The 15,364-nt window shown below is 66.3% G+C and carries 14 protein-coding genes and 1 other RNA gene; 6 read left to right on the top strand and 9 right to left on the bottom strand.

Features of this window, described 5'->3' with window-relative positions:
- Positions 1-70: 70 nt before the first annotated feature.
- The 5 genes from H7A86_RS17740 to H7A86_RS17760 all read left to right on the top strand — a co-directional run bounded on the left by H7A86_RS17740 (position 71) and on the right by H7A86_RS17760 (position 7,530).
- Positions 71-1,927, top strand: a complete 1,857-nt coding sequence (locus H7A86_RS17740) for a M14 family metallopeptidase (RefSeq protein WP_425509726.1) — start codon at positions 71-73, stop codon at positions 1,925-1,927.
- A gap of 542 nt (positions 1,928-2,469) precedes the next feature.
- The gene (locus H7A86_RS17745) at positions 2,470-3,639 is read left to right on the top strand and encodes a hypothetical protein (RefSeq protein WP_104583172.1); all 1,170 of its coding nucleotides are present in this window, start codon (positions 2,470-2,472) and stop codon (positions 3,637-3,639) included.
- A gap of 10 nt (positions 3,640-3,649) precedes the next feature.
- Positions 3,650-4,078 carry a type 2 periplasmic-binding domain-containing protein gene (locus tag H7A86_RS17750; RefSeq protein WP_104583171.1) on the top strand — a complete coding sequence of 143 codons (429 nt, stop codon included), beginning with the start codon at positions 3,650-3,652 and terminating at the stop codon, positions 4,076-4,078.
- Between the two features lie 26 nt (positions 4,079-4,104).
- Positions 4,105-6,207 carry a methyl-accepting chemotaxis protein gene (locus H7A86_RS17755; RefSeq protein ID WP_425509727.1) on the top strand — a complete coding sequence of 701 codons (2,103 nt, stop codon included), beginning with the start codon at positions 4,105-4,107 and terminating at the stop codon, positions 6,205-6,207.
- A gap of 585 nt (positions 6,208-6,792) precedes the next feature.
- Positions 6,793-7,530: a DNA/RNA non-specific endonuclease gene (locus H7A86_RS17760; protein WP_104650158.1), complete on the top strand. Its 738-nt coding sequence runs from the start codon at positions 6,793-6,795 to the stop codon at positions 7,528-7,530.
- A 40-nt stretch (positions 7,531-7,570) separates the two neighbouring features.
- Here H7A86_RS17760 and H7A86_RS17765 read toward each other — a convergent pair.
- The 4 genes from H7A86_RS17765 to H7A86_RS17780 all read right to left on the bottom strand — a co-directional run bounded on the left by H7A86_RS17765 (position 7,571) and on the right by H7A86_RS17780 (position 8,758).
- Positions 7,571-7,645: non-coding RNA, sX9 sRNA (locus tag H7A86_RS17765), on the bottom strand.
- Between the two features lie 156 nt (positions 7,646-7,801).
- The gene (locus H7A86_RS17770; protein ID WP_119131720.1) at positions 7,802-8,140 is read right to left on the bottom strand and encodes a hypothetical protein; all 339 of its coding nucleotides are present in this window, start codon (positions 8,138-8,140) and stop codon (positions 7,802-7,804) included.
- A gap of 51 nt (positions 8,141-8,191) precedes the next feature.
- Positions 8,192-8,425, bottom strand: coding sequence for a DUF1653 domain-containing protein (locus H7A86_RS17775; RefSeq protein ID WP_104650156.1), 234 nt, complete (start codon positions 8,423-8,425; stop codon positions 8,192-8,194).
- 123 nt (positions 8,426-8,548) lie between these two features.
- A complete protein-coding gene (locus tag H7A86_RS17780; protein WP_119128246.1) occupies positions 8,549-8,758 on the bottom strand; it encodes a hypothetical protein in 210 nt (69 codons plus the stop codon).
- 178 nt (positions 8,759-8,936) lie between these two features.
- Here H7A86_RS17780 and H7A86_RS17785 point away from each other — a divergent pair, with 178 nt between their 5' ends.
- Entirely contained in the window at positions 8,937-9,182 is a 246-nt protein-coding gene (locus tag H7A86_RS17785) for a hypothetical protein (protein ID WP_104583165.1), read from the top strand.
- On the opposite strand, the gene H7A86_RS17790 is transcribed toward H7A86_RS17785, so the two are convergent.
- The 5 genes from H7A86_RS17790 to H7A86_RS17810 form a co-directional block, all read right to left on the bottom strand.
- The gene (locus H7A86_RS17790) at positions 9,135-10,613 is read right to left on the bottom strand and encodes a SulP family inorganic anion transporter (RefSeq protein WP_220453014.1); all 1,479 of its coding nucleotides are present in this window, start codon (positions 10,611-10,613) and stop codon (positions 9,135-9,137) included. The two genes, H7A86_RS17785 and H7A86_RS17790, sit on opposite strands and share 48 nt — an antisense overlap.
- 416 nt (positions 10,614-11,029) lie before the next feature.
- Complete coding sequence (locus H7A86_RS17795) at positions 11,030-12,829, bottom strand: chloride channel protein (RefSeq protein WP_119131718.1); 1,800 nt, start codon at positions 12,827-12,829, stop codon at positions 11,030-11,032.
- 167 nt (positions 12,830-12,996) lie between these two features.
- Entirely contained in the window at positions 12,997-13,773 is a 777-nt protein-coding gene (gene map, locus H7A86_RS17800) for a type I methionyl aminopeptidase (RefSeq protein ID WP_119131717.1), read from the bottom strand.
- Entirely contained in the window at positions 13,770-13,982 is a 213-nt protein-coding gene (locus H7A86_RS17805) for a ParD-like family protein (RefSeq protein ID WP_024938505.1), read from the bottom strand. Before H7A86_RS17805 ends, map begins: the two co-directional genes overlap by 4 nt.
- A gap of 132 nt (positions 13,983-14,114) precedes the next feature.
- On the bottom strand, positions 14,115-15,326 hold the full coding sequence (locus H7A86_RS17810) for an MFS transporter (RefSeq protein WP_321186577.1): 1,212 nt from the start codon (positions 15,324-15,326) through the stop codon (positions 14,115-14,117).
- Positions 15,327-15,364: the final 38 nt, after the last annotated feature.

The following is a 15,364-nucleotide window of genomic DNA, read 5'->3' on the forward strand; positions in this document are numbered from 1 at the left end:
CCGGCGCAGCCATCAGGATCAGCACGCCTTGCCACGTCTTCCCCCTCAATCGAGATCCCGTACGTCCCACATGACTTCCGATACGCGCCCCTTTGCTCCGCACGCTTGGTCCCTTCCCGCACGCGCCCGCGACAACACCATGGCCGAGACCACGACCACGGCCGGCGGCGCCACGCGTGCCGCTGCCGGCCTGCTCGCCGCAACCCTGTTCACCGCCGCGCAGGTGGGTGCGCAGTCCATCGACACCAGCGCGCCACTCCCGCCGGTGCGCGCCTGGCATGGGGCCAGCGAGGCGTTGATCGCCACGCCGGACGATCCGTGGAGCACGCCGGCGGAGCGCAGCGATTTCGCCAGCACGCCCAGTTACGACGAAACGCGCGCCTGGCTGGAACGCCTGGTCGCCGCCTCGCCGCTGCTGTCGTTGGAGGTCCTCGGCAAGAGCAGCGAGGGCCGCGACCTGCTGCTGGTACGCGCGCACAAGGGCGCCCCCGGCAAGCCGGTGGTGCTGGCGCAGGCCGGCATCCACGCCGGCGAGATCGATGGCAAGGATGCCGGCCTGATGTTGCTGCGCGATATCGCCCAACGCGGCAAGGACACCTTGCTCGACCAGGTGGATCTGGTGTTCGTGCCCATCCTCAATCCCGATGGCCACGAGCAACGCGGCCCGCTGATCGGCGCGGCCTTGCGCGGCCCGCAACAGATGGGCTGGAACACCACCACGCGCGGCATCAATCTCAACCGCGACTACCTCAACCTGGAAGCGCCGGAAACACGCGCGATGGTCGCGCTGCTGCACACCCTCGACCCGGCGCTGTACATCGACCTGCATGTCAGCGGCGGGCTGGATCATCAGTACGACATCACCTTCACCTTTGCCGGCTGGGGCACCTACGCACGCTCGCGTGCCACCGCCGACTGGCTGCAACAACGCTTTACGCCGGCGGTGAACACCGCGCTGCGCAGCCAGGGCCATGCACCTGCGATCTATCCCAGCCTCATCGACGAAGACGCGCCGCGCTCGGGCCTGCGTTACTCGCCGGAAGGGCCGCGCTATTCCACCGGGTATGGCGACTTCGCCGGCATCCCCACCGTGCTGGTGGAGAACCACCGCCTGAAGTCGTACCGGCAGCGCGTGCTGGGCGACTATGTGCTGCTGGAGGCAGCACTGCGCGTGGTTGGCCGCGATGCAAGAAAGATCGATGCGGCCAAGCGTGCCGATCGCGCCGCCCGCCCGCAGGAGCTGATGGTCGCCTGGGAACGCCTGCCACAGCCGATCGCCCAGGTGCCGTTCCAGGGCGTGACCTACACCCGCGCGTTCTCGCCGGTGTCCGGCCGGCAGGAACTGCGCTGGGAAGGCCGCGACGAAACCTGGACCATGCCGGTGATCGGCTATCGCCAGACCCAGGCCGTAGGCTATCCGCTGGCCTGGTGGATCCCGCCCGGCAACGACGATGTGGTCGCACTGCTGCAGGCGCATGGCATCGCCTACGAACGCCTGCAACAGCCGCGCCAGCTCAGGGTGCAGCAGATCCGCGTGGTGAAACAGGGCCACGCCCAGATACCGCAGCCAGACGAAGCCGACGAAACCTTCGCCGCCGGCAGCGTCCGCGTGCCCGCCGATCAACCGATGCGCATGCTGGCGGCCGCGTTGCTGGAACCGGCCAGCAGCGACTCGCTGCTGGCCAGCGGACGCTTTCGCAATGCCGGCAGCCCCGATAGCGGCCTGTACGGCACCGAGCTGGTGGATTTCACCGAGCGCGTGCTGCACAACGACGCCGCCCTGCGCGCCGCGTTCGAACGCAAGCTCGCAGACGATGCCGCCTTCCGCGCCGATGGCGATGCGCGGCTGCAATGGATCTATGCGCGCTCGCCGTACGCGGCGATCACCGGGTGGCGTTATCCGGTGCGGCGTCAGCTGGTGGAATGAAAATGTCGCATGCCGGTTGCAGACGGGGCGGCAGTAACCGTTTCCAGTCGCGCGTCAGCCGTTATCTGGCGACGCGTGCATGTAGCCGAACAGACTTTCGAAAGCGGCAACGCACCCGCGCCAGGTAACTAGCGCGTTTGCCCGAAGTAACTCAACAACGCCACGCCTGGCCTGCCAGTGCGTGGCGTTTGTTTTTTGCACACGCACGCGCTCCGAAGGTGGCAAATGCCGGTTTCTTCCGCCTAAAACGCACTGTGGCTGGTGTCACTCACTGGGTTCCACCGACGCGGACGATTATGTCCGTAGATAGTCACGTCTGCTGTTTTAAACGCGCCAATCAATTGCCTCGATAGAGCAAAACTATCGCCCGCTTTTTTGCGCGCGTTGGATTCTTAACCGGCCAATCCCGATTGTAAAAATCCTGCTAAAGCAACGCTGCAGACGGCCGCTACCGCATTCCAGGGCGTCACGGCGCCCATCTCCGTTTTTGCCCGCGCGCCATCGATGGTGCTGCGTCCATCACCCACCCAGCCGAGATTTCAATGAAATTGACCGTCAAGCTTCTCAGTGGCGCCATCGCCCTGGCATCGTCGACCTGCGCCTACGCGCAGCAGGACGCGATGTTTTCCTTCAGCGGCTTCGGCACGCTGGGTGTGGTGCATTCGACCGAGGACCAGGCAGACTTCACGCCCGACATCCAGACCGTGGAAGGTGCCGGTGCCAGTCACTCCACCTCGGCACGCCCGGACTCGCGCATTGCCGGCCAGGTCAACGCCAACTTCACCGAGAAGTTCACCGGCGTGCTGCAGGTGACCAGCGAATACGCCGAGCGTGCCGATTACACGCCGAAGGTCACCCTGGCCCACGTGAAGTATCAGTTCGGCCCGCAGTTCGCCGCGCGCCTGGGGCGCATCACCGCGCCGCTGTACATGCTGTCCGAATACCAGCGCGTCGGCTACGCCACGCCGTGGGTGCGTCCGCCGTACGAGGTCTACAACTATCTGCTGCCGATGGACGGCGTGGAAGGCGTCTACACCATCAACGCCGGGCAGAGCGTGGTCAGCGTGCAGGGCTTCTATGGCCGCATCGACTCCAAGAAGGCCGACGTGGACGCGCTGCGCGGTCTGGCCATCGGCCTGGAATCGGGCGCATCCACCTTCCGTGCCGGCTACATCGTCGGCACCAGTACCTTCGACACACCGTCGCTGGATCGCCTGTTCTCGGCCTATCAGCGCATCAATCCCGCGCTGGCCGATCGCCTGACCACCTATGGCGTGGACGGCAGCTTTGCCAGCGTGGGTTACGCCTACGATCCGGGCAACTGGTTCCTGCGCAGCGAAGTGATCCGCGCCGATTACTCGCCTTCGCTCAACGGCAAGACCACCTCCGGCTATCTCAGTGTCGGCGGGCGTTTCGGCACGCTGACGCCATCGATCACCTATGCCAACGTCGATCGCAAGGGCCCGAGCATCGCGCCCGGCCAGGATCCGGTCGGCGTGATGACGCGCGCACTGGCGCAGGCCGAGAGCGGCCGTCACAGCTTCACCGCCGCGCTGCGTTGGGATGCGCGTGAGAGCGTTGCGTTCAAGCTGCAGGCCAGCCACATCAACAACAACGCGGGTTCGTTCGGATCGTTGAACAACATCCAGCCGGGCTTCCGTCCGGGCGGCAGCTACAACCTGCTGTCGGCCTCCGTCGACTTCGTGTTCTAAGAGATCCCCCATGACCATTTCCAAGTGTTTTGCAGTCTCGCTGCTTGCCGCGTTGTCGCTGACCGCGTTCTGCGCCAATGCCGATGTCGTGGTGGTGATGGCGGCCAAGGGCGGCCCGGACAGCCTCAGCGCCGCGCAGGTGTCGCAGATCTTCCTGGCCAAATCCAGCAGCCTGCCCGGTGGTGGCGCAGCGGTGCCGATCGACCAGGAAGAAGGCGTGGCCACCCGCGATGAGTTCTACAAGAAAGTCGCTTCGCGCGATTCGGCGCAGCTGAAGTCGTACTGGTCGCAGCTGATGTTCACCGGCAAGGCGCAGCGTCCCAAGCGTGTCAGCGGCGACGACGCGGTCAAGAAGGCCGTCGCCGCCACGCCGGGCGCCATCGGCTACATCAGTGCAAGCGCAGTCGACCCCAGCGTCAAGGTCGTCCTGAAGCCGTGACCCGCCCCCTGCTCGAGACTCACGTCATGAGACGCATCCTGTCGCTACCGTTGTTCTGGAAAATCCTGATGCCGGCCGCGGTGGCGATCCTTTGCCTATCGAGCTATGTGGCCTTCAGTACGCTGGTGTTCCACCGCAACAACGATCGCCTGGAAGCGGTACGCGACGTGCATTTTCCGTTGCTCGACGCCATGACACGCAACGTGGCTGCGCTGGACAAGCTCATCAACGGGCTCAACGGCGCCGCTGCCGCCGGCGATGCCGACATGTTGGCGGCCACCAAGCCGGTGGCCGAAGAGATCCACGCTTCCTACGTGAAACTGCAGAAGGCCGATCCGGCCAATGCCAGGGAGCTTGCCCGGCTGGGCAAGCAGTTCGACGACTACTACGGCCTGGCCCAGGGCGTGGCCGCCGCGTTCGTGGAGCAGCGCGAACCCGACGCGGCGCAGATGAGCGCCATGGCGCCGGCACTGGAGACCTATCGCACCACCCTGACCGCCATGCAGAAGCGCGCCGATGCACGCTTCCGCGGCACCGTGCAGGAAGCGGTGGACAGCTCGGTGGCGGCAAGCATCGGCGGGCTGGTGCTGGGTGTGGTCGGTGCGGTGCTGTGCATCGCCTTCGGCTGGATCGTGGCACGTGCCATCACCCAACCACTGAACCGTGCGGTGGGCATTGCGCATGCGGTGTCCTCGGGCAAGCTGGACAACAGCATCTCGATCGACCGCAACGACGAGGTCGGCCAGCTGCTGCAGGCGATGGACAGCATGCAGCGCCAGTTGCGTCGGGTGATCCAGGCGCAGACCGAGATGGGCGACAGGCACGAGGCCGGCATGGTCAGTCACCGCATCGCCGAGCACGAATTCCCCGGCGAATTCGGCAGCATGGTGCGTGCCAGCAATGCGCTGGTGTCCAGCCATATCGCGGTGACGATGCAGATCGTTGCATTGACCGAACGCTATGCCGCCGGCGACCTGTCGCAGCAGCTGGAGCCGTTGCCGGGCGAGAAGGCGGTGATCAGTCAATCGATCAACGATGTGCGGGCCAGCCTGCTGTCGATCAACGGCGAGATCAAGCGGCTGGCATCGGCGGCGGCGGCGGGCGACTTCAGCGCACGTGGCGACGAGACCGCGTTCGAGCATGACTTCCGCCAGATCGTGGTGGACCTCAATCACCTGATGGGCAGCTCGGACAAGAGCCTGGGTGCGGTGTCGCAGGTGTTGCAGGCGATTGCGAGCGGCGACCTGACCACGCGCATGCACGGCGACTTTGCCGGCGTGTTTGCGCGCATGCGCGACGATGCCAACACCACGGTGGACCGCCTGACCGACATCGTCGGGCGTATCCAGCACTCCTCGTCCGAGATCGATACCGCTGCCGGCGAAATCGCCGCCGGCAATCAGGACCTGTCGCGGCGTACCGAACAGCAGGCAGCCAGTCTGGAAGAGACCGCCGCCTCGATGGAGGAACTCACCTCCACCGTCAGGCAGAACGCCGAACATGCGCTGCAGGCCAACGAACTGGCACGCAGTGCGGCCAGTGTGGCTTCGAAGGGCGGCGAGGTGGTCAGCCAGGTGGTCGGCACCATGTCGGGCATCGAAACCTCATCGAAGAAGATCGCCGAGATCATCTCCGTCATCGATGGCATCGCGTTCCAGACCAATATCCTGGCCCTGAACGCGGCGGTGGAAGCCGCACGTGCCGGCGAACAGGGCCGCGGCTTTGCAGTGGTGGCCTCGGAGGTGCGCACGCTCGCGCAGCGTTCGTCCGCTGCGGCCAAGGAGATCAAGGAGCTGATCGACGCCTCGGTGGGCAAGGTGGCCGAAGGCTCGGTGCTGGTGCACAAGGCCGGTACCACCATGACCGAGATCGTCGCCAGCGTGAATCGGGTCACCGACATCATGGGCCAGATCACCGCCGCATCCAGCGAACAGTCGGCCGGCATCGAACAGGTCAACCAGACGGTGATCCAGATGGACGAAACCACCCAGCAGAATGCAGCACTGGTGGAAGAAGCCATGGCCGCGGCACGGGCGATGGAAAAGCAGTCCAGCACCCTGACCCAGCTGGTCTCGCTGTTCCAGCTGGAGCCTGCCAGCGCGCAGCAGCTGGAACGAGACGCCGCATAGGCGATCGACCGGATCCTCCCGCGATGTCCCCGACGCCCCTCTTCTGCACGGACTGCAGAAGGGGGGTTCCTGTAATCCCAGGCGGCAGACACGGCGGTGATCCGGCGTCGTTTCACGTAGCGCCACGCGCATGGCGCGCCGAGGACGATCGATGCGGTGTCCCGACGTCGCTCCCGGCGTGCTCCCCCTGCCAGCCAGCGCTGGCTTACCCCGACCTGGACATGCGGGGTTGTCCGACACCTGCGACCGCGCTTTGCCGATGGCCCAACGGCGCGCCATCGCAAAAGTCCGGTCCGGAAGGCGCGTCTGCGCACTCCACGCATGCCCCGGTGCTGATCGCCTGCCGGGCCATATGCCGAACAATGCGCAAAACAGATCACAGTTCTGCGGAAAAAAGTGGCGCGACCGCACAGTCCTCACGGCTACGTCACCACCAAGCAACATTTGCATGCGATAGCTGTCGCGCTCGCTGAACACCGAGCCAACTGTCCCCCATCCAGCGCGCGTTCCGCTGAGCGTCGATCTGCCCCCCGGCAGCCGGCGGTGGCCTCGTGCGTCCGATCGATTTCCAGGAGATTCACACCCATGCGCTTCCGGACTTTCTTCGCCGTCCTGCTCTTCACCGCTGCCAGTGCCAGCGCAAACGCCCAGGTCGTCACCCTCAACAAGGGGGGCTATACCTTGCGCTACGACTGCACCAACCACACCGCGTTGCGCTATGAGTATGTCCTGCAGGCCGATACGGGTTCGGCGGCGCGTCCGTCCAGCTTCAATCTGGATACCGAACTGCCCAGCGGCTGCGCCGGCCAGACCTCCACGGCCTCCTACGCCAGCGTGCGCACCGGCTACGATCGCGGCCACCTGGTGACCTCCAACCACATGGACTACAACGCGACCTACATCCGTCGCGCCAACCTCATGTCCAACATCGTGCCGCAGGTGGCCAGCTTCAATCAGGGCATCTGGGTGCGCGCGGAAAACGTGGCCGAGTGTTACCGCGACATCGCCAGCGTGCAGGTCTACGGCGGAGTGATCTACAGCGACACCACCAACGATTACTTCCTGAGCAGCCACGGCATCCGCACCCCGGATTTCTTCTGGAAGACGATCATTACCGCCAACCCCGGTGGCGGCACCCGCGCGATCAGCTGGCTGATTCCCAACAGCGCCAACCTCGGTTCGCTGGACAGCTACATCGTCAGCATCGACGAACTGGAAGACCTCTACGGCGCCAGCACCATCGGCATCACCGCACCGGCCGACGTCAAGGCCATGCTGCCCGCCACCACCTGGCCGCAGCCGAGCAATTGCGACCTGGGCTGAGCGCGGGCTGCGCGCGTCTCTCGCCGCGTCGATCAACAGCGGCTGACGCCATGTTGCGAGCAGTCGTCAGGTGGGTGCGGACGGCGCCCGGAACCGGAGTGTCCGCATGGCCCTTGCCGATGCCGGGCACCGGCCGTGCCCGCCTGGCGCTGAGCGCAGCAGCCTGGCCAGCCGCGCTCCATAGGGGGCGTGTGATCCAGCAGACAAGGCCCGGGATTCCCGGGCCTTGTCGTTGCAGGCAGCGCCACGCATGGCCCGCCGCAACGCGCACTCAGGCTTCGGGCGCGACAAGCGCGGCAAACCAGTCCGCGTAGGGCGTGTTCTTGACCAGATGCCGATTGAAGTCCTTTGCGCCATCGCTCCACCACACCGGGCCGCGCTCTCCCAGCGCCGTCTTGGCACGGTCCACGGCCGCACGCGCTGCAGCCAGCCGCCCGGCATCGTCATCGCGCCTGGCCGCCTTGACCGCGCGCCGCGCATCCATCAACGCGCCGACCAACCCGGCACGCACGTCTTCGCGCAGGTGCGGGTTGGCGGTACGCCAGAGCCGGCCACGTACGATCAGATACCGGCCATCGGGCGTGGTGACGGGCGCAGCGGCGGCCGTCATTGCCAACGCACTCGCAAACAACCCTGTAGCGTCGGGCAGGCCAAGCCGCGCCTACTCGACCCGCGCAAAGCGGGGACGCGCAACGCCGTCCACCTCGACCTGCGCGACGAACATCGCATACGGCCGCACCCACAGACCGACGTCGCTGTCCAACGGGCGGTAGAGCACCAGCGGGGCCAGCGTCTCGCTGCAGCGCACGACGCCGAGCACGTCATAACGGCCGCCCTTGAAGTGGCGGTACTGGCCCAACGCGATGCTGGGTAATGGCGACAGAGAGGTGTCCATGGATGTCACAGGGTGGGCAGCCCCCAAGTCTAGGCAGCCCGGCCCGCGACAGCCAGCACATGCCGCGCAACCGGCGGCATGCGGGTGTCACCGATGCACGGCGCGGACAACGCCGCGATGTGCTTACTGGTCGTCGTCCTCTTCGTCCTCTTCGTCTTCGTCGCCCAGGTCGCTATCGTCCTCCACCGGGTCCTCGATGCCATCGTCGTCATCGATCTCGCTGTCCTGCGCAGGCCCTTCCTGGATTGGCGCAGTGTCCCTGCCCGGCGCCTTGACGCCATTGGGCGGGGTCGGATCGTCCACGCCGCGATTGCCGTTTTCGTCGTTGCTCATGGTCAGCTCCAGCGGTGAAAGACCGCACGGCCACCCTCCTCCCGCCGATGTGACGTGCACGTGTGTCCTGCACGATCGCAGTGCAGCCCATGCCGGCCACGCCTGAGCCGAGCGGGCGCCACCGCATCCGGCCGGTGCCTGTGGCCGTACTGATGAAAACGCCCACGGAGTCACCCGCATGCCGAGCTTGATCCGCAACCTGGAAAACCTGCTCGCCGCCTGGAAAGCCGAGGCCAGCACCTTCGATGCCTGCGACATGCCGGCCTCCGCGCTGGCCTTCCGCGACTGCCACCGTCGCCTGTCCGCGTTGCTGGACGAACATGCGCGCCATACGGCCGGGCCAGTGGTCGAGCGGGCCGCGCACGAGCAGCAGAACTCAGTGCCCCAGCTGCAGGCGCGCGCCATCGCGCCGATGGGTTCCTAGGGTGTCGATCAGCGTGTCGCTGGCCTGATTGACGCCGATCACCTCGACCTCGGCACCGTGCGCGCGCAGCTTGAGCACCACCCGATCCAGCGCCGCCACCGCGCTGATGTCCCAGAAGTGCGCGTGGCTCAGATCGATCAGCACCTTGGGCGGCGTGCCCGGGAAATCGAAGCTGGCCACGAACTGCCCGGCCGATGCAAAGAACACCTGGCCGCGCACCGCATACACGCGCACTCCGTCGTCACGCTCGCTGGCCTGCACCTGCAACATGCGCCCGACCTTGCGCGCAAAGAACAGCGCCGACAGCAGCACCCCGGCCAGCACGCCGCGGGCCAGATCGTGCGTCCATACCGTGACCACGACGGTGCCCAGCATCACCACCGACGAACTCCCCGGGTGCGTGCGCAGATCGCGTAGCGAACCCCAGCTGAAGGTGCCGATGCTGACCATGATCATCACCGCCACCAATGCCGCCATCGGGATCTGGCGCACCCAGGGCGCGCCATACACCACCATCAGCAGCAAGACGACACCGGCCACCAGGCACGACAGGCGCCCACGTCCGCCCGAGCGCACATTGATCACCGATTGCCCGATCATCGCGCAGCCGGCCATGCCACCGGAGCACCCGGCCAGCAGGTTCGCCAGCCCCTGCCCTGCGCATTCGCGGTTGCGCTGCGACGGGGTATCGGTGAGGTCTTCGACAATCTGCGCGGTCATCAACGACTCCAGCAGGCCCACCACGGCCAGCGTCGTCGACACCGGCAGCAGGATGCGCACGCTGTCCCAGGTCAGCGGCACGTCCGGCAGCAGGAACACCGGCAGGCTGTCGGGCAGACGGCCCATGTCGCCCACGTTGCGGATGTCGATGTGCCAATACGCGCACACCGCCGTCAGCACCACGATGGCGACCAGCGGCGAGGGAATCGCCGTGGTGAAGCGCGGCAGCAGATAGATGATGGCCAGGCCCGCCGCACACACCGCATGCACCGGCCATGGCATGCCGACCAGCTCCGGCAGCTGCGCCAGGAAGATCAGGATCGCCAACGCATTGACGAAGCCGGTGATCACCGAGCGCGAGACAAAGCGCATCAATGCACCCAGGCGCAATGCCGCCGCGATCAGCTGCAGCACGCCGGCCAGCACGGTGGCCGCCAGCAGATACTGCAGCCCGTGTTCCCTGACCAGGTCCACCATCAACAACGCCATTGCGCCGGTGGCGGCAGAAATCATCCCGGGCCGGCCCCCGGCGATGGAAGTCACCACTGCAATGCAGAACGCCGCGTAGAGCCCGACCTTGGGGTCGACACCGGCAATGATCGAAAACGCGATGGCTTCGGGAATCAGCGCAAGCGCGACCACGATGCCGGCGAGCACATCGCCACGCACGTTGCCGAGCCATTGCTGGCGCAACGAGAAAACTCTGGACATTGAAACGCCTCCGCGCACCGGCAAACACACGGCGCGCCTACATGAACGTCAAACACCTGGACCTTCGCAGCAACTGCGAGCGCGTGATGCCTTAGGTCAGGGTGGTGTCATGTGTCGGAGGAAATCGCGCTGGACGAAGCTTCATGCTAACGCGCTGATGTCGGTGAGCACAACCGATGGCGCGCTGCTGCACATGCACATCGAGCAGTCGAAGCCGGGCAACGCTGCCGATGCCGGAGCACCACCAACGCACAGGCCGCTGGAAGATGCGTGCTGGTATCGCATGGTGCCGCTGGCGCGGGGCAAGCTGCATGCGTCGCGGGCGCAGGGTATTGCCGGAGACGCCGGCTACATTCGGTGGATGTGCCGGACCAGCACGCGCCCTGTCGCTTCAGCCGCTGCCGGCAGCACGTGGCTCAGTCATCGCCGAGCACACGCTCGCCCATCAGTTCGCGCTCGCGCTTTTCCAGTTCCTCGGCATAGCGCTTGCGCACGAAGCTTTCCGACAACACGCCCAGCACCTTGCGTTGGGCATCGATCACCGCCAGCTCATCGGCCTGCGTGGCGTCGAAGACCTTCATCACCGCCACGATGTCGGTGTCTGCCAGCAATGCCGCATCGCGGTGGCTGGCGTAGTCGCTCACCGGCGCATCGGCCTGCACATTGTCCGCATACAGCACCGCCAGCGGCACCACCCCGGCGTAATGGCCGGCGGCGTCTTCCAGCACCACGCGCTGCGTGGACCCCAACGGAAACCGCCGGCGAAACTCGCTGACCGTGGTGTCGTGCGCGGTGTGGTTGGCGTCCTTGCGCATCATCTTGCCGGCCGACAGATTGCGCACCCAGCCCACGTCGCGTGCACTGCGGATGTTTTCGCCACGCAGATGCAGGCGCCAGGTGGAGAACGAATAGCCAAACACCTGGCGCACCACCGTATTGGCCACCAGCACCGCAACCATCACCGCGCTCGCCAGCACAAAGTCGTGCGTGCCTTCCAGGATCAGCATGGCCATCGTCATCGGCGCACCGACAATGGCTGCCGCCAACGCGGCCATGCCCACCAACGAGGCGCTGGTGATATCCACCGCCGCGGCGCCGACCAGCAGGTTCAGGAACACCGCAAACAGGCTGCCCACCAGCGAGCCCATGAACAGCGAAGCGAAGAACAGGCCGCCACGGAAGCCGAAACCCAGCGAGATGCCCGACGCGATGCATTTGAGCACCAGCACACCGGCCAGTACCTGCAGGGTGCTGCTGCTGGTCAGGTCCAGGTGCAGGGCGCCATGTCCCGACGACAGCACCTGCGGCGAATACATCGCCAGCGGAATCAGCAGCAACCCGCCCACCACCGGGCGGCCCCAGATCGGCAGCGCGATCCGCCCCACGGCGCGTTCGATACCGGCCACCAGCCGCATCACCGCGATGCCGATCAACGCGCAGGTCAGCCCCAGCGCGATGTAGATCGCATAATCGCGCGGCTGCAATTGATAGGCGACCGCCGCCGGCAACGAATACGGCGCGGCACCGAGCGCGTTGGCCATGAACGCGCCGGCCAAGGCCGCTGCGGCCACCGGCGCAAGCGCCGAGGGCGTGTAGGCGCCGATCACGATCTCGAATGCGTAGAACGCACCGGCCAGCGGCGCCCCGAACGCACCGGCGATCGCGCCTGCCGCGCCGGCACCGACCAGCGTGCGCATGTCGGCCCGGCGTACCCGCAGGACACGGCCCAGCTGCGAACCGGCGCCTGCGCCCATCTGCGTGTAGGTCGCCTCCAGCCCCACCGATGCGCCGAAACCGTTGGACAGCAGCGTCTGCACCGCAACGATCAGGTTGTCGCGCATCGACATGCGCCCGCCGTGCAGGGCATTGGCTTCCACCGCATCCACCAGCGGCCGCTTGCGCCGCCGCGCCAGCAAGGCCACCAGGCCCACCAGCAGGCCGCCCAACGGCAACACCAGCAACTGGGTGGCGGTGATCGATTCGGCGGTACTGAGCCGCTCGCCCGGTGCAAGCGCGTACAGCCAGGCCTGCAGCGCATGCGCCATGCCAGCCTGCACCACCATCAGTGCCGCCGCGATCAGCCCCACCACGGCTGCCAGCCCAATGAACCACAGATCGTTGGCGCGCAACTGCCGGCGCAACCACTCCAGCGGCCGTCGCCAGGATGCTGCCGCCGGGTGCACGGCGTGCGTGGGGTTATGAGGAAGTGGCTGCATGGAAGACCAGCGCTCCGCCGGATCAGGGTGCCGGCGCACGGGAGACGTCAGCGATGCGGCCTAGTGTGCAGCAACCTGGCTGACCTGCCGCAGTCTGGCCGCGGCAGTGCAAGCAACGAACACAGCGGCGGCAGCGGGCGCCGGCCACACGCCGGGGGACGGCGCGCTCACCCCAGCGCACACAGCGGCTTTTCCCCGGGGCGCAAGGTCAGCACACGCACACCGGTACGCGTCACCGCCACGGTGTGCTCGAACTGCGCCGACAACTTGCCGTCGCGCGTATGCACCGGCCATTGATCCGGCTCGGCGCGGATCGCCGCCCTGCCCTGATTGATCATCGGCTCAATGGTGAACACCATGCCTTCCTGCAGCTGCATCCCCGTGCCGGCATGCCCGTAGTGCAGGATCTGCGGCTCTTCATGCATCTGCCGGCCGATGCCATGCCCGCAATATTCCTTCACCACGCTATAGCCCTGCTCGCGCGCATGCCGCGCAATCGCATGACCGATGTCGCCCAGCCGCGCGCCCGGACGCACCGCGGCAATCCCCTTCCACGTCGCCTGATAGGTGGCCTGCACCAGCCGCCGCGCCGGATACGCCACCTCGCCCACCAGATACGTCGTGCTGGAGTCGGCGATATAGCCGTCCTTTTCCAGCGTGATATCCAGATTGACGATCTGCCCGTTGCGCAGCACGTCCGCAGCCGATGGCACGCCGTGGCACACCACATCATCGATGGAGGCGTTGAGCACGAAGGGAAAGTCGTACTGCCCTTTGCTGGCCGGCCGCGCGCCCAGCTCGTCGACAATCATCCGCTCGACGAAGTCGTTGAGTTCCAGCGTGCTGCGGCCTGCCAGCGGCAGCTGATCCAGCGCATGGAACACCTGCGCCAGCAACGCACCGGCGTTGGCCATCAACGCAATCTCCGCCGGCTGCTTGATCATGTCCGCGCCGGTTTCAGGGATTGCGGACGCACGCCCGCCGCGCGCAGTTCCTGCGCCACGATGTCCTGGAACGAGGATTCCGGATGCATCTCGCACAGCATCCCGACCTTGATCCAGAAAGTGGCCTGCGCGTTGATCGACCGGCTGGTCACCGTGCACGCGCGGCGCAGCTGATCGTGCAGTTCGTCATCGATATTGACGATGCCCATGCAAGCTCCTATGTCATCAATATACGGATTGTATATGAAACGTATAAACACCTGCAATGCCGGCAGTTGCCTGCGGCTGCGCTCGCTGGGTGCCAGGCGAACGCAGCCGGGAAGACATCAGGCAGGGCAACGCTAGTGACCGGCAACAGGCGAGCGTGCGCCCACCGCAAAGCCGTGCTGTCGGGCACGCCATGCAATCAGCAGCCCGATTGCCAGCAGCAAGGCCATGGCAACCGGAAAGGTCTGCGCGCCCCATTGGTCCAGCAGCACGCCGCCCACCACGCCACCGCCGGCGATGACGCTGTTCCAGGCCACCACATTGAGCGACAGCGCCACATCGGCGCCTTCGCCTGCGCTGTCGGCAAGTGCCGTCTGCAGCAGGGTCGCCGCGCCGCCGAAGGTCAGCCCCCATATCGCCACACATACGTAGACCACAGGCTGCACGTCCTGCAGGAATGCCAGCACCACCGAGATCGCGAGGAACGTTGCCAACGACACCAACACCGTGCCACGCAGGTGCTGCTCCACCAGCCTTGCCGCCACGCCGATGCCAGCCAGTGCCGCAACGCCGAAGATCAGCAGCAACACGTCCACGCGATGTCCCAGCCCGGCGTGTGCGGCGAACGGCGCCACATAGGTGTACAGGATGTTGTGGGCCAGCATCCACGCCATCACCGTGGCGAGCACGGGACGCACGCCCGGCGTGCCAAGCACCTTGCGCAGCGGCACCCGCTGCGCTGCCGACTGGCCCGGGTAATCGGGCACCTTCAGCAGCACCCACACGATCAGGATCAGCGTCAATCCGGACATCGCCGCAAACGCACTCCGCCAGCCCAGCAGGCCTCCCATCCAGGTGCCCAGCGGCACGCCGAGGGAGAGCGCAACCGGCGTGCCCACCATCGCAATCGCCATGGCCCTGCCCTGCTGGTCCGGCTGCACCATGCGCCGCGCATAACCGGCAAGCAGGCTCCACGCCAGGCCTGCCGCTGCGCCGGCAAAGAAGCGCGCCGCCAGGGTCAGGCTGTAGTTGCTCGACAGTGCGGTGACCGAGTTGAACAACAGGAAGCCGACGATGGTGAGCAGCAGCACGTTACGCCGCCGCCACTGCTGGGTCGCGATGGTCAGCGGGATGGCAGCCATCACCGAACCCAGCGCGTACGCGGTCACCGTCTGCCCGGCCAGTGCCGGGCTGATGCCAAGGCCCGCGGACAGTTGCGGCAACAACCCTGCCGGCAGGGTTTCGGTCACGATGCAGATGAAACCGGTCATGGCCAGCGCCAACAGGGCGGCGATTGGTAATGGCGGCGGGATCGCACCGGCGGTGGATGCAGTTGGAGAGGTCACACGCTGTCCTTCGTTGGGGAGGGAGATTTCTGCGAGGC

This window comes from Xanthomonas euroxanthea (assembly GCF_903989455.1).
Lineage (GTDB): Bacteria > Pseudomonadota > Gammaproteobacteria > Xanthomonadales > Xanthomonadaceae > Xanthomonas > Xanthomonas euroxanthea.